The sequence below is a fragment of the Promicromonospora sp. NPDC050249 genome, assembly GCF_040656015.1.
Classification (GTDB): domain Bacteria; phylum Actinomycetota; class Actinomycetes; order Actinomycetales; family Cellulomonadaceae; genus Promicromonospora.
In genome coordinates, this window is sequence record NZ_JBFAKY010000005.1 from 59,545 (window position 1) to 76,311 (window position 16,767).

Below are 16,767 nucleotides of genomic sequence, written 5' to 3' on the forward strand. Positions count from 1 at the left end.
GGCCCTCTGGCAAACTGGTTTGCAGTACAAACCAGTTTGAGAGGCGAGGAGCCCACCATGGCGAGCGACCCGACGTCGGACAGACCAGCGGAACCGGGCGACCCCGCGGGGCTCGACCCCGCCGAGATGCTGCGGATGATCCGGCAGCAGCAGGAGGCGGCACGGGACGCTACCGAACCGGACGGTCGCGTGCTGTTCGGCGCCTGGGGCCTCGCGTGGCTGATCGGCTACCTGGCCATGTGGTCCACGGCCCGCGACACGGGCGTGCCAGCGGCCTGGGCCGGCTGGGTGCTCGCCGGGTGCATCGTCGGCGCGACGGGACTCACCGTCGTGCACAGCGTCACCCGGACCTCCGGCACGCGCGGTGCGAGCGCCCGGGTCGGCGCGATGTACGGCTGGACCTGGTTCCTCGCGTTCACGGCCTTCGGTGTCCTGCTGGGCGCCATGGGAGACGCGGGTGCGTCGACCGAGGTCCAGGCGATCGCCGCGAACGGGTTCGCGTGCGTGATCGTCGGCCTCCTGTACCTCGCCGGCGGCATGCTCTTCGAGGAGACCCGGATGTACGCCATCGGCGGCTGGATGCTGGTCACGGCGGTGCTCGCCGCGTTCGCCGGGATGCCGAACACCTACCTCGTGATGGCCGTCGCGGGTGGTGGCGGGTTCCTGGCCATGGTCGCGGTGGAGCAGGTGATCCGCGCGCGGCGTCGATCACCCGGGACCGGAGAGTGGACGGAGGGCGGTGGGCGGGATGCCTGAGGAGCTCGATCCCGTGATCCACGCCCCCGCGCGCCTGCGGGTGGTGGCCTCGCTCGCGGCCCTGGGCCGCGGGGACGAGGTCGCCTTCCCCAAGCTGCGGAAGCTGCTCGACATGACCGCCGGGAACCTGTCGACCCACCTGCGCAAGCTGGAGGACGCCGGGTACGTGCGGGTCACCAAGACCCACGAGGGCAGGGTGCCTGCGACCTACCTGGCCCTCACCGATACCGGCCGCACCGCGTTCGCGGACTACCAGGCGGCACTGATGGACCTTCTGAAGGGAGCACAGGGATGAGTGCGGTTGAGGTGAGGGGTGTGACGCGGAGCTTCGGCGACGTCGTCGCCCTCGACGATGTCTCGCTGGAGGTGGGGCACGGGGAGCTGGTGGGCATGCTCGGCCCCAACGGGGCCGGCAAGTCCACGCTGCTGTCGCTGGTCAGCGGCCAGCGGCGGCCCGACGCCGGGGTGGTGCGCCTGACCGGCCGCGACCCGCGGGACGCCCGGGCGCGCACCGTGCTCGGCCTGACCCCGCAGGAGACGGGCCTGCCCGCGACGCTGCGGGTCCGCGAGGTCGTCGACTTCGTGGGCGGCCACTACCCCGACCCCGTGGCGACGGACGAGCTGCTGGAGCAGTTCGGGCTCGCCGACCTGGGCAAGCGCCAGACCGGTTCGCTGTCCGGCGGGCAGAAGCGGCGGCTCGCCGTCGCCATGTCCCTGGTGGGCCGCCCGAGCGTCGTGCTGCTCGACGAGCCGACCACCGGGCTCGACGTCTCCGGCCGCACCGCGCTCTGGGACGCCATCCGGGAGTACCACGCCAAGGGTGGGACGGTGCTGCTCACCTCCCACTACCTGGAGGAGGTGCAGGCGCTCGCGGAACGCGTGGTCGTGATCGACCACGGCAAGGTGCTGGCCGACGACTCCCTCGAGACGATCCTCTCCCGGGTCGGCGCCCGCCGCGTGCAGTTCACCGACGCCGCCGGGACGCGGCAGGAGCACCTCGTCCCCGACTCGGACGCCTTCGTGCGGGACCTGGTCGCCTCCGGCGCGGAGTTCCGCGACCTGGAGATCCGCGGGGCGTCCCTGGAGGAAGCGTTCGGCCAGCTGGTCAACCACGAGGCGACAGAAGGAGCGGTGCGATGAGCGCGGCGGTGAGCACGACGACGTCGGGCAGCGGGACAGGCAGCGGGCACACCCAGCCCTTCCTGAAGCTGTCCTGGCTGCACCTGAAGTACCAGTTCCTGGAGACCGTCCGGATCCCCATCGCGGTGCTCGGGAACGTGCTGTTCCCTTCGCTGTCGATGTTCTTCTTCGTCGTGCCGCAGACGGCGGTCGCGGGCAACCCCCTGTTCGCGACGACCGCCGTCGCCAGTCTCGCGCTCTTCGCGGTCTGCTCGGCGAGCCTGTTCACCTACGGCCTCGGGGTGGCCGAGGACCGGCAGCTGCCGTTCTACCCGTTCCTGCGGTCGCTGCCGACCGGGGCCGGCCCGCAGATGGTGGCGCGTGTGCTGAACGGCGGGATCTTCTCGCTGTTCGGCGTGCTGCCGCTGATCATCATCGGCTGGCTCTTCACGGCGGCCACCGTGACACCCGGGCAGCTGCTCGTCGGTATCGGGACCATCCTGGCCGTCTCCGTGCCGTTCGTGCTGCTGGGTATGGCGATCGGGTACGCGCTCTCGGCCAAGGCGGCGCTGCCCGTCGTGCAGATCATCCTGTTCCCGCTGGCCTTCGCGGGCGGGCTCTTCCTGCCGCCGCAGATGTTCCCCGGCTGGCTCGACGCGATCTCGATGGCAACGCCCACCCGGGCCGGTCGCGACCTGCTGGTGCAGGCCACGACGGGCGCGGAGGCCTACGCCCTGGCACTCCCGGTCCTGGCCGGGTGGACGCTGCTGTTCGTCGTGCTCGCGATCGTCGCCTACCGCAACGACGAGGGCCGTCGCTTCCGCTGAGCCGGTGGTCGCCCTACTCCGCGCGGCGGAGCCGCAGGGAGTTCAGCACCACCAGTACCGAGCTCGCCGCCATCGCTCCGCCCGCGATCATCGGGCTGAGCAGGCCCGCCGCCGCCAGCGGGATCGCCGCGACGTTGTACGCGAACGCCCAGAACAGGTTCTGCTTGATGACCCGCAGAGTCTTCCGGGACAGGCGTACGGCGCTCGCGGCGGCCCGCAGGTCGCCGCGGACCAGCGTGATGTCGCTCGCCTCGATCGCCACGTCGGTCCCGGTGCCCATGGCGAGACCGAGGTCGGCGGTGGCGAGCGCGGCGGCGTCGTTCACGCCGTCGCCCACCATCGCCACCGTGCGGCCCTCGGCCCGGAGCCGGGCCACCACCGTGGCCTTGTCCGCCGGCAGCACGCGGGCTATGACGTCAGCGTCGGGGATGCCGACGGCCCGCGCGGCGACGAGGGCGGCGCCCTCCGAGTCGCCGGTCAGCAGGTACGGTCGCAGGCCCAGCTCCCGGAGCTCGGCGACTGCCTGCGCCGACGTCGGCTTGGCCGGGTCGCGCAGCGCGATCACGCCGCGGGCGGCCCCGTTCCAGGCCACGGCCACCGCGGTGGCCCCAGACTCCTCCTGCTGCCGGACGGCGGTCCGCACCTCCTCCGGGACGGTCACCCCCTGCTCGACGAGCCAGGCGGGGCGGCCCACCAGGACACGGCGGGTGTTCAGCGCCCCGCCGAGGGCCAGGCCGGAGTGCGCACGCCGGACGAGACCTTCGACACCGCCGCCCGGGTGGGCGATGAAGCCCGTGACCTCGAGCGGCGTCCCGGTCTCCGGCTCGCCGGCCGAGCGTCCGGCGGCGGTGATCGCCTGCGCGATGGGGTGCTCGCTCAGGGACTCGACGGCGGCCGCGTAGCGCAGGACGTCCGGGGCGTCGGTGAGGTGGTTGGCGTCGGTCTCGACGGTCTCGGCCGCAGCGGGCTGCCGTCCGGCGCCCCACACGTCGACCACCCGCATGCGGCCCTCGGTGACGGTGCCGGTCTTGTCGAGCACCACAGTGTCCACGCGGCGCGTGCTCTCCAGGATCTCCGGGCCGCGGATCAGCACGCCGAGCTGGGCGCCGCGGCCGGTGCCGACCAGGATCGCCGTCGGCGTTGCCAGCCCGAGGGCGCAGGGGCACGCGATGATCAGCACCGCGACGGCGGCGGTGAACGCCGCCTCGACGTCGCGGGTCGTGGCCAGCCAGCCGACCAGCGTCAGCACGGCCACCACGAGCACCACCGGCACGAACACCGCGGAGATGCGGTCCGCGAGCCGCGCCACAGGGGCCTTGCCCGTCTGCGCCTGGGCGACGAGCCGCCCGATACGGGCCAGCATCGTGTCCTCACCCACGCGGGTCGCGCGCACGAGCAGGTGTCCCGAGGTGCTCACCGTTCCGCCGACGACGTCGTCGCCGGGCGTCACGTCGACGGGCACCGGTTCGCCGGTGACCAGGGAGGTGTCGAGGGCTGAGGTGCCCTCCACCACTGTCCCGTCCGTGGCCACGGTTCCGCCGGGGCGGACCGCGAACACGTCTCCGACCTGCAGGGCGGCGACGGGCACTGCAGCGGTGCGCCAGCCGCCGTCGGCGAGGCGCAGGGGCGTGCCGTCCGGGCCGAGCGTGATGCGCTCCGCGTCCTTGGCGCCCAGGCTCAGCAGGGCGCGCAGGGCGTCTCCGGCGCGGCGCCGCGACCGGTGCTCGGCGTACCGCCCGGCCAGGAGGAACGTGGTGACCACCGCGCCGACCTCGAAGTACAGTCCGGGGCCCGCACCTTCACCCGCCGGCCTGAGCGTGTCGGCGACCAGCACCCACAGCGACCACAGGGTCGCCGCGAGGACACCGATGGACACGAGCGTGTCCATGGTGGAGCTCGTGTGCCGGGCGGCTCGCACGGCGGCGGTGTGGAACGGCCAGGCACCCCACGCGACCACGGGCAGAGCCAGGGCGGCGACCGCCCACTCGCTGCCAGGGAACGCCAGCGCCGGAACCATCGACAGCAGCAGCACAGGGGCCGTCAGCGCCGCCGAGACGCGCAGCCGGCGGAGGAGGTCGGCGCCGCGGTACTCGGCGCCGACCGCCCCCGGGGTCTCGTCCGAACCGTCGGCGGACTCTGACCCGTCGACGGCGCCCGTCCCAGCTACGGCGCCCGACGACGTCCGGCGCCGTGTCACCCGTGCCTCGTACCCGGCGGACTCGACGGCGTCGACCAGGTCCTGGTCGGTAACCGCCTCCGATAGCACGACGTGCGCCGACTCCAGCGGCAGGTTCACGGTGGCGGCGACCCCGTCGAGCCGGTTGAGCTTGCGCTCGACCCGGGCAACGCACGAGGCGCAGGTCATCCCGGACACGGCGAGCTCGACCTCGCCGACGAGATGCGGCGCTTCAACGACAGTCACGGTTCTCCTGTGAGTGGGGCGTCGGACGCGGTCGTCCTCGAGGCCTGGGCTGCTCAGGACGAGATGATCGGCAGCGACCGGTTCGCCTGGCGGGCCGGGGCCTGCGCCGCCGACTCGGCGGCTACCGCGTTCTCGAGCACCTCGACGTCGGTCACGTCGTAGCCTGCCTCGTCCACCGCGTCCCGCAGCGGTGCCTCGGCAAGGGGCAGCTTGGAGATCACGCGCACCAGCGAGGTGTCGCCGGCGTGCAGCTCGACACTGACGTCCTGGACGTCCGGGACGCCCTTGAGCTCGTTGGTCACGGCGGACACGCAGTGCCCGCAGGTCATACCGGTCACGGCAAGCTTGGTCACGGTGGTCATATCGTCTCCTCGGATGGCGGGCTGATCGGCACGCGGCTGGTTGGCATTCACATGCGGACGAGGCGAGCGATCGCCTCGGCGGCTTCCTTGACCTTGGCGGCACCATCGTCGTCGGACGCCTTGGCCGCGTCCACCACGCAGTGCCCCAGGTGATCCTCGACCAGAGCGAGGCTCACCGCCTGCAGGGCCTTCGTCACGGCGCTCACCTGGGTGAGCACGTCGATGCAGTACGCGTCCTCGTCGATCATGCGCGCGATGCCGCGCACCTGTCCCTCGATACGGCGCATCCGCTTGAGGTAAGCGGGCTTGTCGGACGCGTAGCCGTGCGGTTCGTCGTGCGAACCGGCCGAGCCGTGGTCCGGCTCGTGGTGGTCATGCTGCCCGACGGCGACCAGTGCCGCCTCGGTGGTCTCCGTCGCCTCGGTCATCCCTCCATCAGATACCCCGAGGGGGTAGACAGTCAAACGCCCAGGCTGCGAGCTCGCGCCTGGGCCCGCTCGCCACCGGGGTCCTCGCCGAGCAGGAGGTGGGCGTCTCGACGAGAACGTCCCGATGGCGACCAGAGGGGTCAGCGCGTCAGGTTGCCGATGATGATGGCGACGAGCGCCACCGCTGCCCAGAGCACCAGGCCCCAGCGCCACCAGAGGTTGAGCGTGAGCTTGTTGGGCGCGTCGAGCTGCATGGCCTCCTCGTCCGAGAGCGGCCGCGTCGCCCACCCGGCCTCGGTGGCTGTCGCCAGGCTGTACTTCAGGCCCCACGAGACCCGCAGCAGCCAGAACAGGTGGAAGTACGAGTAGCGCAGCACCAGGGCTCGCCCCGCGTCGAGCGGCGCAGTCTTGCTCTTGCTGCCCCAGCCGAAGAAGACCATGTTCGTTCCCTCATCTCGAACCCTGCGCACGGTGCGCAGGGCTCGCAGATTGTGACAGAACCTGGCATAGCGGTCAGTGGGTAGACCTCCCCACGGACAGTCCCCGTCGAGGATCCCGGTGCGGAGCCCGCAGGGATCAGGCGGACGCTGTCGCCGCCGCGCGTGCCGCCGCCGGCAGGGCATCGAGGATGCGCGACACCGCGGTGTCGTCGTGCGCGGCGGAGACGAACCAGGCCTCGAAGACCGACGGCGGCAGGTTGACCCCGGACTCCAGCATCGAGTGGAAGAACGGCGTGTACCGGTACGTCTCGGCGGCCTGGGCCTGCGCGTAGTCGCGCACGCCCGACGCCGCGGCCAGCGGGCCGAAGAACACCGAGAACAGGGAGCCCGCGCGCTGCACGCGGTGCTCCACGCCCGCGGCGGACAGGGCCGCGCCGACGGCGTCCGACAGCACCCGCGACACCTCGTTCACGTGGGCGTACACGGCGTCGTCGGCCAGCCGCAAGGTTGCCAGACCAGAGGCGACCGCCACGGGGTTACCCGACAGCGTGCCCGCCTGGTAGACGGGTCCGAGGGGCGCCAGGTGATCCATGATCGACGCCGGCCCGCCCAGCGCGGCCACCGGCATGCCGCCGCCGACCACCTTGCCGAACGTGAACAGGTCGGGCGTGTAGCCCTCGCCCCCCGCGGCACGGATGGCCTCGTTCTCGAGCCCCCACCAGCCGGACGGGCCCACGCGGAACCCCGTGAGCACCTCGTCCATGATGAACAGCGCGCCGTGCGTCGCCGTGATCCGCCGCAGCCCCTCGTTGAACCCCTCGGCGGGCGGCACCACACCCATGTTCGCGGGCGACGCCTCTGTGATGACGGCGGCGATCTCCGAGCCGCGCTGCGCGAACGCCGCCTCGACGGCCGCGAGGTCGTTGTAGGGCAGCACCAGCGTCTCGGCGGCGGTGGCCTCTGTCACGCCCGCCGAACCCGGCAGCGCGAGCGTCGCGACGCCGGAGCCGGCCTCGGCCAGCAGGGCGTCCATGTGCCCGTGGTAGCACCCGGCGAACTTCACGACGAGCGGCCGGCCCGTGACCCCGCGCGCGAGGCGGATGGCCGTCATCGTCGCCTCCGTACCCGTGGAGACGAGGCGGACGCGCTCGGCCGGCGGCACCCGCCGTCGGACCTCCTCCGCGAGGTCGACCTCCGCGACCGTGGGCGCGCCGAACGACAGGCCGCGCGCGGCGGCGTCCTGCACGGCGGCGACGACCTCGGGGCGTGCGTGCCCCAGCAGCGCCGGACCCCACGAGCAGACCAGGTCCACGTACTCGCGCCCTGCGACGTCCGTGACGTACGGACCGCTGGCGGACGCGAGGAACCGCGGGTCGCCACCCACGCTGCCGTAGGCGCGCACGGGCGAGTTCACACCGCCCGGGATCGCGCCCTGCGCACGCAGGAACGCCGCGTGGTTCGCCTCGGGCGCCCGACGCAGGGCCTGGGTCTCGATCACTTCGCTCACTTGATCCACTCCGCAATCTCCAGGGCCCAGTACGTGAGGATCACGTCAGCGCCCGCGCGCTTGATGCTCGTCACCGACTCCAGGACGGCCCGGTCGCGGTCGATCCAGCCGTTCGCGCCCGCCGCCTCGATCATCGCGTACTCGCCCGACACCTGGTACGCCGCCACCGGCACGTCGCTCCGGTCGGCGACCGCGCGCAGCACGTCCAGGTACGACCCGGCGGGCTTCACCATGACGATGTCGGCGCCCTCGGCGAGGTCCAGGTCGGCCTCGCGCAGGCCCTCGCGGGCGTTGGCGTAGTCCATCTGGTACGTCTTGCGGTCGCCCTTGAGCTCCGAGTCCACGGCCTCGCGGAACGGGCCGTAGTAGGCGCTCGCGTACTTGGCGCTGTAGGCAAGGATGCTCGTGTCGAGGAAGTCCGCGTCGTCCAGGGCGTCGCGGATCATCGCGACCTGGCCGTCCATCATGCCCGACGGCGAGATGACGTCCGCGCCCGCCCTCGCCTGCGCCACCGCCATGGAGGCGTAGCGGGCGAGCGTCGTGTCGTTGTCCACAGCCCCTGTGGACGTCAGGACGCCGCAGTGGCCGTGGTCGGTGAACTCGTCCAGGCAGGTGTCCGCCATGAGGACGGGGGTAGCCGTACCCGCCGGAACCTCGTCCAGCACCTTGCGCGACGCCCGCAGTGCCCGCTGCAGGATCCCGTCCTCGGCGTCGGCCTGCGAGCCGGTCGCGTCCTTGACCGTCGGGATGCCGAACAGCATGACGCCGCCCAGCCCCGCGTCCCGTGCGGCCCGCACCGCGTCCACCAGGGACTCCTCCGTGTGCTGCACCTGCCCTGGCATGCTCGTCAGCGGCGCGGGCTCGGTCAGCCCCTCCTTGACGAAGAGCGGCAGCACCAGGTCGGCCGGGTGCAGCCGAATCTCCGCGACCAGGCGGCGCATGCCGGGTGTGGCACGCAGGCGACGCGGTCGGTACACGATCCCGGTGGAGCTCAAGGTGTCCTTCTCTCTGTTCTGAGGATGAGGCGGATGACGATGGGGCCGGCTGTGTGCATCAGATGCTGACAAGTGCCTCGGCCACGGCCACGGCCAGGGCCTCGTCCGTGGGCTCGGCGGCGGTCGCGAGCACCGTGTGCCCGACGGCGCCCGCTGCGCGAGCCGACGGCTCGCCGATCGCGACCACGCGCTGCGGGCCCAGCTGGGCCGCGACCTGGCGGGCGGCCGAACCCGAGGCGACCACGACGACGTCGTACGGCCGTCGGAGCTCCGGGGGGAGCTCGCGCGTGACCGTCCGGTAGACCGTCACGACGTCGACGGTCCAGCCCTTGGCCTCGAGCCCTGCGCGCATCGTGTCGGAGGCGAGGTTCCCGAGCGGGAGCAGCACGCGGGGCACGTGGCCGCCGGCGCGGGCCGCGTTCCCGGCGGTCGTGGCGTCTGCGACGGCCGCAACGGGGAACGCGTCGGCGAGCCCGGCGCCGGTCGCGACCTCGGGTACCAGGTCGACGACCAGCCCGTGGGCGATCAGCGCCTGCCGCGTGGCCGGTCCGACGGCGGCCCACCGGACGGGGCAGGCAGGGGTCCGGTCGGCCGCGTCCGGCGTGCCGGCCGGAAGGGCTGCGGACGGCGTGTCGTCCGGGGGAGAGCTAGTGACTGTGGAGTGTGTTGCCCTGAGTAGACGTTGTCTACTCTCCGCAACGGACCCCGGGGACGTGGTGTCGCCCCGCGCCTCCTCGGCCTCTTCGCCCGTGGGTCCGAGCAGCGCGTCCACCGCGTTCACGCTCGTGACCGCCACCCAGTCGTACGCGCCCCGGGCGAGACGCTCGCGGGCGTCGTCGAGCTCCGCGTGGTCCTCGACGGGTGCCCGCTCGATCACGGGCGCCGCCACGGCGTCGAGCCCTCGCTCGCGCAGCAGCGCGAGCAGCCCGGCGGCCCGTGCCGGCGCGCGCGCGACCAGCACCGCGGCGTGTCCGGCGGAGTCGGCCGGCTCGGTGGGGAGGACCGCCCCGGTCACGCCTTCTCCGGGACGGTCGCGCTCAGCGGTGCGAGCCGCTCCGCGCCGTCGGCCAGCAGGTGCTCGGCCACGGAGACGCCGAGCGCGCGGGCGGCGTCGTCGAGGTCCTCGGGGGCGACGTCCTGGGACAGCTGCGCCTCCCCGCCGCGGGACATCTGCTCGGTGCCGTCGACGGCGGCGACCACGGACCGCAGCCGGAGCACGGTGCCTTCCACGGTCGCGTAGGCCCCGACGGGCGCGGCGCAGCCGGCCTCCAGCCGCGCCAGCACCGAACGCTCGGCGAGGACCGCCAGCCGGGTCGGGCGGTGGTCGAGCAGGTGGATCGCCTCGGCCAGGGTGTGTCCCGAGCCGGTCGAGGAGTCGGCCACACGACGGGCCTCGTGCGACGGGGACACCAGGTCCGCCGTGCGGACCTCGACGGCGAGCGCGCCCTGGCCGGGTGCCGGGGCCACGACGTCGACGTCGAGCACCTCGCTGATCACCTCCGTGCGGCCCAGCCGGGCCAGGCCCGCGTAGGCGAGGACGACGGCGTCGAGGTCGGCGTCGGGGCCGAGCGCGCGGTTGAGCCGGGTACCGACGTTGCCGCGGATGTCGACGACCTCCAGGTCCGGCCGGGCGGCGCGGATCTGCGCGGCGCGCCGGGGCGATCCGGTGCCCACGCGCGCCCCGTGGGGGAGCGTCGCGAGGGTGAGGCCGTCGCGGGCGCACAGGGCGTCGCGCGGGTCGGCACGCTCGGGCGTCACGTAGGTGAGGTCGGGCGCTGGGGTGGTCGGCAGGTCCTTGAGGGAGTGGACGGCGACGTCGCAGCGGCCGTCGAGCAGCGCCTCCCGCAGGGCAGTCACGAAGACGCCGGTGCCGCCGAGGCTGGCCAGGCTGCCGGTCTTCACGTCACCCTCGGTCCGGATGTGCACCAGCTCGACCGTTCGGCCGGTCAGCTCCTCCAGGCGCTTGGCCACCAGGCCGCTCTGGGTGGTGGCGAGGGCGCTCGCACGCGTACCGAGACGGATCGGCGTGGCGTCTTCCGGGACGCTTCCTGGTGTGCTGACGACGAGGGGGGTCGGGGTCACTATCCCAGTCTCCACCCGAACCCCCGCCTGGAGGAAACGCGGCGGCCTATCTCACAGCCTTGCTGGCGGACTGTCAGAACGTTCTGTCAGAACGCGCTGTCCGGCGCAGTTCCGGGCTCGCCGAGCCGCTCGGCAGTGCGCCGCGCATGCCCGACGATCGCCGCCAGACCCGTGCCGGCGATCCAGCCGCCCGTGGCGTCGAGGCCGGGCTCGGCCAGCACGGTCTCCTCGAACTGTTTGACCGCGGCCCGGTAGGGCGGCGTCGGCGGGGGGAGCGCGCCGTCCCAGTGCTGGTGGAGGACGTCCCGCACGCGGCCGGTCAGGTCGACGCCGAGCAGCGCCGATGCGTCGCGGGCGGCCTCCCCGGCGGTGGGCTCCGGCGTCGGCTCGCCGATGCGGCCGTAGCTGAGCCGCACCACGTGCCGTCCCGGCCCGGCGGCGTCGTGTACCCGCCGGGCCAGCCACGGCCACTTCGCCGTCGCATGGGTCAGCGCCTTGGCGCGGACGGCGCCCGGCGCCGTGCCGGGGGCCACGAGCATCCCGGAGCCGCGCGGGGCGGCGTCCAGCTCCGACGCCTCCAGAAGGAGCGTGACCAGGCGGATGTCGGCGCCGCGCTCGGGCGCGGGCGGCAGGGCGAGCCCGCCGGACCGGGCCTCGAACTCGGGACGGGTCGCGAGCACCAGACGCGGCGCGCGCAGCACCCGGCCGTCCTCGGTGCGGGCCAGCCAGTCGACGTCCGCCCACTGCACGCTGACCACTCGCGCCCCGAGCCGCACGTCCAGCCGCTCCACCAGGGCGTCCACCAGCGCGTGGACACCGCCGTCGATCCCACGCACCGCCGAACCAGGGGGTGCGGCAGCCCGCAGCGACGCCACCGCCCGCGAGAGGGACCCGGTCCGCGCGTACGCGTCCAGCAGCCCGGGCGCGACGGCGGCGACGTCGAGCCGGTCGAGCGGCGCCGAGTGCACCCCGGCCGCGACCGGCGTCACGAGCCGGTCCGTGACCCGGGACCCGAGCCGCGACCGGGCGAACGTCCCGAGGTTGGTCGTGTCCACGAACCGGGCGGGCAGCACCCGGTCCAGGGTCCCACGCAGCACGCCCGGCCAGCCGATCGCGCGCCGCACGTCCGCGGCCCACGGCCGCGAGGGGATCCCGAGCACCCCGGCGGCGGGCAGCGGGAATGCCCGTCCGGCGGCGTAACCCCAGGCGGTGAGCCTTGCGGGCGCCTCGACGGTGAGCCCCAGCTCCTCCGCCAGCTGCTCGACAAGGCCGCCCCGCACCGCGAACGACTCGGCGCCGAGGTCCAGCGGGACGTCCGGCAGCGAGGCGAAGGCCCCGCCCCGGATGGGCCCGCCGGCCCGGTCGGCCGCCTCCAGCACGACGACGCGCAGCCCGCGCGCCGCGAGCGTGTGCGCGGCGACGAGCCCGCCGATCCCGGCGCCGACGACGACGGCGTCGGTTCGTTCGACCATCGGATCGGCCGGGTCGGCCGCCCCGGTCACAACGAGTGCACCAGCTCGACCACGCGGGTCAGCACCGTCGGGTCCGTCTCGGGCGGCACACCGTGCCCGAGGTTGACCACGTGCCCGGGCGCCGCCGCCCCGCGGGCGACCACGTCGCGCACGTGCGCCTCCAGCACGTCCCAGGGCGCGGCCAGCAGGGCGGGATCGATGTTGCCCTGCAGGGGCACGCCGGGCAGCAGGGCGGCGGCCTCGTCGAGCGGCGTCCGGTAGTCGATGCCGACGGCGTGGTCGGTGATCCCCGCGGCGACCAGGACGTCGCGCATGGCGGGCAGCAGGTGCCCGGTGCCGGTCCCGAAGTGGATGGCGGGCACGCCCGCGTCCGCCACGTAGGCGAGCGCCCGGGCCGACGACGGTGCGACGCGCGACGTGTAGTCCGCGAGCGAGAGCGAACCCGCCCAGGAGTCGAAGAGCTGCACGGCGCTCGCTCCCGCCTCGACCTGTGCCCGGAGGAACGCCCCGGTGAGGTCTGCGGTCCAGGTCACGAGCGCGTCCCAGGTCGCGGGGTCGGCGTGCATCAGGGTGCGCGCGGCCAGGTGGTCGCGCGACGGCCGGCCTTCGACGAGGTACGCGGCGAGCGTGAACGGTGCCCCGCCGAAACCGAGGAGCGGCGTGGTGCCCAGCTCGGCGACGGTCAGCGCGACCGCCTCCCGGATCGGGTCCAGGGCTGCGTCGTCGAGCGTGCGGGAGGTGAGGCGGGCGACGTCGTCCGCCGTGCGGTAGGGCTGGTCCATGACGGGGCCCACCCCCGCCTTGATGTCCACGCCGACCCCGGCGAGCTTGAGCGGCACCACGATGTCCGAGAAGAAGACGGCGGCGTCCACCCCGTGCCGGCGGACGGGCTGCAGCGTGATCTCCGACGCGAGCTCCGGCCGCAGGCACGACTCGAGCATGCCCGTGCCCTTGCGCACCTCGCGGTACTCGGGGAGGGACCGGCCGGCCTGGCGCATGAACCAGACGGGCGTACGGCCAGGACGATCACCCCGGAGGGCCTGCACCAGGGGTGCGGCAGAGGTCCGCCCGTCGGCGAGCGGATGAGCAGGGGCAATCGTGGTGGACTTCACGCTGACCGATTCTGCCCTGCCGCGCCGGGGTGCATAAAGTTGGAGCACTGTGGTTCTCCTCTCCCTCACCGCCAGCCACCGCGAGCTCGACCTCGACGCGCTGGAACGCCTGTCCACGGGCTCGTCGTCAGTGGGTCGCGTCGTCGTGGGTTCCTGCGGCCCCGTCGCGGGCGCCGTGGTGATCTCGACGTGCAACCGCTTCGAGCTCTACCTCGACGTCGACGCGCCGCTGAGCGGCGACAGCGTGCGGCACGCGACGCGCCACGTGGCCGAGCTGGTGGCGCGCTCATCGGGTGTGACGGGCGACGTCGCCGCGCGCAGCTTCACGGTCCGCACCGGGCCCGAGGTCACCGAGCACCTGTTCGCTGTGGCATCAGGCCTGGACGCGATGGTCGTGGGCGAGCGGGAGATCGCCGGCCAGGTGAAGCGCTCGCTCGCGGAGGCCCGCGAGCAGGAGACCACGTCCAAGACCCTTGAGCTGCTCTTCCAGACGGCGTCACGCACGTCCAAGCGGGTGGGCACCGACACCGAGCTGGGTGCGGCGGGCCGGTCCGTCGTCGCCCTCGCGCTGGATCTCGCCGAGCGTGAGCTGCCGCCGTGGGACGGCGCGCGCGCCGTGCTCATCGGCACCGGCTCCTATGCGGGCGCGTCCGTCGCCGCCCTCCGGGCACGCGGCTGTGACGACATCCGCGTCTACTCGCAGTCGGGTCGCGCCGAGGCGTTCGCCGAGTCGCACGGCGTGCAGCCCGTGGACTCGCTCGTCGAGGCGCTCGCCGACGCCGACCTCGTGGTCAGCTGCAGCGGCGCTCGCGGCCGTGCGGCCGCCGCGCAGGCGGAGTCCCCGGACGAGCGGCTCAGCGCCATGGTGGCCGGGAACCTCGGTGGCTCGACGGTGCTCCCCGGCCTGGTGACCGAGAACGGCCCCGAGGCGAGCCTCGGTCACGTCCTGGACGCCGCCGCGCTGGTCCGCGCGCGGGAGCGCGCCGCCGACCGGGCCGGCGACGAACCGGAGCCCCGGCCGCTGGTGATCCTGGACCTCGCGCTGCACCGCGACGTCGACCCGGGCGTTGCCGACGTCGAGGGCGTGCTGCTCTTCGACCTCGCCACCCTGAAGGCGCACGCGCCCGCTGTGGCGCACGACGTCGTCGCGCAGGCGCAGCGGATAGTGGACACGGCCGCCCGGCGCTTCGAGGAGACCCGGCTGGGCCGGGAGGCCGACGCCGCGGTGGTCGCCCTCCTGGACGAGGCGGAGGTCCGGGTGGCCGCCGAGATCACCGACTCCGTCGCCCGGCTCACCGCCGAGCTGGCCGCACACGGGGAGCCCGCCCCGGACGAGGCCGACGTCGAGGTCATCGCCCGCGAGGTGCGCAAGCGCGTGCACGCCGAGCTGCACGACAAGATCGTCGACGTCCGGGCGAAGGCCACCGCCGAGGCGCGGGCCGCCGAGGCCGCTCTGGTGCAGGGTGCGGAGGCGCTGACGATGGAAGCGTCCGCCCACCGAGACGCCGATCCCTCGCGCCGCCGATAACGCTTCAGGCGTTCACTGGCGGAACAAGCGGGACGGACCGGTTTCTAGGGTCCAATTCGGCCATCGTTACCAAACCGTAACGAGGGTGATTTTATTCACCCGGGGGTGAGGGCTAAGTTCGGTGGCTCAAGGACCGAACGCGCTCATGCGCAACGAGATGCTGGAGCAACTCTTGAAGCACGCAGCACACAAGAAGAAGACCGTATCGGCGGGCGCGCGGACCATCGCGACCGTCGCCATCGCAACGGCGGCCACGAGCATGGCCGCCCCGGCAATGGCCGCAGAGGCCTCGCCGCTCGACTCGCTCGGTGACCTCGGGACCACCACCGAGGGCCTCAAGTCGAACCTTCCCGCCCTCTCGTCGACGTCGATCGACCTGAGCGAGCTCACGAAGGCCGCGCCCGTGGCCGAGGCCGAGGCCGTGGTCAAGGAGCTGCCCGCCTCCATCGCCCCCACCACCGCCCTCGCGCCGAACTACAAGCCGGCCCAGTACGTGTCGGGTGCCCTCAAGGGCGCCGCACCCCAGGTCGTCTCGAGCGTCGTGGGTGGCGTGACCAACGGCTCCGCCGTCTCCGGCGTGACCAACGGCTCGGCCGTCTCCGGCGTGACCGGAACCGCCCGGTCGGCTCTCTCGAACGTGCTCGGCGGCAACGTCGTCGGCACCGCCACGGGTGCCGTGGGCACCGCCACCGGCGTCGTCGGTGGAGTCGCGGGCGGCGCACTGCAGGGTGACGTCGTGCACGGCGTCGCGGGTACCGCGACGGGTGCGGCCGGCAGCGTGGTCAGCACGGCTACCGGTGTCGCCGGCGGGGCCGTCGACACCGCCACCGGCACGGTCGACGGCGTGCCGTCCACCGTCGCCGACGTGATCCGCAACCTGCCGAACGTCCTGGGCGGCGTGACCGCTCCGATCGCCGGTCTCACCGCCAACCTGCCGGGCGTGCTCGGTGGCGTGGGCGGCGTGGTGAACAGCGTCGTGTCGCAGGTTCCCGGCGTGGTCGCCGGCGTCCCGGGCGTCGTGGCCAAGGTCACCACCCCCGCCGCCGGTGTGTTCGAGAGCGTCGTGGGCGACGTCGCGGTCGACGGCATCGTCCGGCCGGTCACCACAGAGGTCGTCCCGGGCGCGGTCGGTTCCGTGCAGGGCAGCGTCGTCCCGGGCGCCACGGCGGCCGTCGGCGACGTCGCCGGCTCCGTCGTCCCTGGCGCCGTGGGCGCCGTGACGGGCGACGTGGTTCCGGGCGTCGTGAACGACGTCGCGAAGCCGGTCGTCGGGGACGTCGTCCTCGGCGGTGTGGTCGAGGGTGTCGTCAAGGACAACGTGGTCGGCAACGTGGTGGAGCCCGTCGTCAAGGACACGGTCGTCGACGGCGTCGCCAAGCCGATCGTCAAGGACGTCGTCGTGGACGGCGTCGCCAAGCCCGTCGTGGACACCGTGGGCAGCGTCGCCAAGCCCGTCACGGACACCGTGGAGGGTGTCGCCGGCGGCGCCGTGACGGACACCGTCGGTGGCGTCACGGACACGGTGGACGGCCTGACCGGCGGTCTCGTGGGCGGCCTGACCGGTGGCCTGCTGGGAGGCAACTCCTGAGCTGAGAACAAGAGGACCCCAGCCTCTTCGACCTTGACGTAGCAGGGTGGAGCGCCATTGGCGCTCCACCCTGTTTACGTTTTCCGGGGCTTTACCAAGGTTCCATTCTTCTGTCCGTTGTTACCGGAT

Annotated in this window: 16 protein-coding genes; 6 read left to right on the forward strand and 10 right to left on the reverse strand. The window is 73.5% G+C overall.

The annotated features are described in order from the left end of the window. Positions 1-57: 57 nt before the first annotated feature. From AB0I32_RS05340 to AB0I32_RS05355, 4 genes are read left to right on the forward strand one after another with little or no spacing between them, the layout of a single operon-like run. Entirely contained in the window at positions 58-756 is a 699-nt protein-coding gene (locus tag AB0I32_RS05340; RefSeq protein WP_357503632.1) for a hypothetical protein, read from the forward strand. Beyond that, complete coding sequence (locus tag AB0I32_RS05345) at positions 749-1,051, forward strand: transcriptional regulator (RefSeq protein ID WP_357503634.1); 303 nt, start codon at positions 749-751, stop codon at positions 1,049-1,051. Before AB0I32_RS05340 ends, AB0I32_RS05345 begins: the two co-directional genes overlap by 8 nt. Then, positions 1,048-1,896, forward strand: coding sequence for an ABC transporter ATP-binding protein (locus AB0I32_RS05350; protein ID WP_357503636.1), 849 nt, complete (start codon positions 1,048-1,050; stop codon positions 1,894-1,896). Before AB0I32_RS05345 ends, AB0I32_RS05350 begins: the two co-directional genes overlap by 4 nt. Continuing rightward, on the forward strand, positions 1,893-2,702 hold the full coding sequence (locus AB0I32_RS05355; RefSeq protein ID WP_357503638.1) for an ABC transporter permease: 810 nt from the start codon (positions 1,893-1,895) through the stop codon (positions 2,700-2,702). The genes AB0I32_RS05350 and AB0I32_RS05355 overlap by 4 nt, the downstream gene beginning before the upstream one ends. A gap of 13 nt (positions 2,703-2,715) precedes the next feature. On the opposite strand, the gene AB0I32_RS05360 is transcribed toward AB0I32_RS05355, so the two are convergent. From AB0I32_RS05360 to hemE, 10 genes are all read right to left on the reverse strand, one after another. Further along, positions 2,716-5,067, reverse strand: coding sequence for a heavy metal translocating P-type ATPase (locus AB0I32_RS05360; protein ID WP_357503915.1), 2,352 nt, complete (start codon positions 5,065-5,067; stop codon positions 2,716-2,718). 110 nt (positions 5,068-5,177) lie between these two features. Then, positions 5,178-5,486: a cation transporter gene (locus AB0I32_RS05365; RefSeq protein ID WP_116673181.1), complete on the reverse strand. Its 309-nt coding sequence runs from the start codon at positions 5,484-5,486 to the stop codon at positions 5,178-5,180. 47 nt (positions 5,487-5,533) lie between these two features. Continuing rightward, positions 5,534-5,914 carry a metal-sensitive transcriptional regulator gene (locus AB0I32_RS05370; protein WP_357503640.1) on the reverse strand — a complete coding sequence of 127 codons (381 nt, stop codon included), beginning with the start codon at positions 5,912-5,914 and terminating at the stop codon, positions 5,534-5,536. A 140-nt stretch (positions 5,915-6,054) separates the two neighbouring features. Then, entirely contained in the window at positions 6,055-6,354 is a 300-nt protein-coding gene (locus AB0I32_RS05375) for a hypothetical protein (RefSeq protein ID WP_357503642.1), read from the reverse strand. A 136-nt stretch (positions 6,355-6,490) separates the two neighbouring features. Next, a complete protein-coding gene (hemL, locus tag AB0I32_RS05380; protein ID WP_357503917.1) occupies positions 6,491-7,852 on the reverse strand; it encodes a glutamate-1-semialdehyde 2,1-aminomutase in 1,362 nt (453 codons plus the stop codon). Positions 7,853-7,857: 5 nt separating this feature from the next. Next, positions 7,858-8,856 (reverse strand): porphobilinogen synthase, encoded by a 999-nt coding sequence (gene hemB, locus AB0I32_RS05385; protein ID WP_357503644.1) that lies wholly within the window; start codon positions 8,854-8,856, stop codon positions 7,858-7,860. A 58-nt stretch (positions 8,857-8,914) separates the two neighbouring features. Further along, entirely contained in the window at positions 8,915-9,871 is a 957-nt protein-coding gene (locus tag AB0I32_RS05390) for a uroporphyrinogen-III synthase (RefSeq protein ID WP_357503646.1), read from the reverse strand. Continuing rightward, the gene (gene hemC, locus AB0I32_RS05395; RefSeq protein ID WP_357503648.1) at positions 9,868-10,938 is read right to left on the reverse strand and encodes a hydroxymethylbilane synthase; all 1,071 of its coding nucleotides are present in this window, start codon (positions 10,936-10,938) and stop codon (positions 9,868-9,870) included. Before hemC ends, AB0I32_RS05390 begins: the two co-directional genes overlap by 4 nt. Before the next feature lie 86 nt (positions 10,939-11,024). Then, entirely contained in the window at positions 11,025-12,410 is a 1,386-nt protein-coding gene (locus AB0I32_RS05400) for an FAD-dependent oxidoreductase (RefSeq protein WP_357503650.1), read from the reverse strand. Between the two features lie 26 nt (positions 12,411-12,436). Then, positions 12,437-13,522 (reverse strand): uroporphyrinogen decarboxylase, encoded by a 1,086-nt coding sequence (hemE, locus tag AB0I32_RS05405; protein ID WP_357503652.1) that lies wholly within the window; start codon positions 13,520-13,522, stop codon positions 12,437-12,439. Between the two features lie 49 nt (positions 13,523-13,571). On the opposite strand from hemE, the gene AB0I32_RS05410 reads away from it, so the two are divergent. Continuing rightward, positions 13,572-15,050 carry a glutamyl-tRNA reductase gene (locus AB0I32_RS05410; RefSeq protein ID WP_357503654.1) on the forward strand — a complete coding sequence of 493 codons (1,479 nt, stop codon included), beginning with the start codon at positions 13,572-13,574 and terminating at the stop codon, positions 15,048-15,050. Between the two features lie 172 nt (positions 15,051-15,222). Further along, entirely contained in the window at positions 15,223-16,638 is a 1,416-nt protein-coding gene (locus AB0I32_RS05415) for a hypothetical protein (protein ID WP_357503656.1), read from the forward strand. The last annotated feature ends 129 nt before the right edge of the window (positions 16,639-16,767 follow it).

Bases quoted from the DNA above. Each gene is read 5' to 3' on its own strand.
- AB0I32_RS05340 (WP_357503632.1), top strand. From the start codon at position 58: ATGGCGAGCGACCCGACGTCGGACAGACCAGCGGAACCGGGCGACCCC.
- AB0I32_RS05345 (WP_357503634.1), top strand. From the start codon at position 749: ATGCCTGAGGAGCTCGATCCCGTGATCCACGCCCCCGCGCGCCTGCGG.
- AB0I32_RS05350 (WP_357503636.1), top strand. From the start codon at position 1,048: ATGAGTGCGGTTGAGGTGAGGGGTGTGACGCGGAGCTTCGGCGACGTC.
- AB0I32_RS05355 (WP_357503638.1), top strand. From the start codon at position 1,893: ATGAGCGCGGCGGTGAGCACGACGACGTCGGGCAGCGGGACAGGCAGC.
- AB0I32_RS05360 (WP_357503915.1), bottom strand. From the start codon at position 5,067: ATGACCTGCGCCTCGTGCGTTGCCCGGGTCGAGCGCAAGCTCAACCGG.
- AB0I32_RS05365 (WP_116673181.1), bottom strand. From the start codon at position 5,486: ATGACCACCGTGACCAAGCTTGCCGTGACCGGTATGACCTGCGGGCAC.
- AB0I32_RS05370 (WP_357503640.1), bottom strand. From the start codon at position 5,914: ATGACCGAGGCGACGGAGACCACCGAGGCGGCACTGGTCGCCGTCGGG.
- AB0I32_RS05375 (WP_357503642.1), bottom strand. From the start codon at position 6,354: ATGGTCTTCTTCGGCTGGGGCAGCAAGAGCAAGACTGCGCCGCTCGAC.
- AB0I32_RS05400 (WP_357503650.1), bottom strand. From the start codon at position 12,410: ATGGTCGAACGAACCGACGCCGTCGTCGTCGGCGCCGGGATCGGCGGG.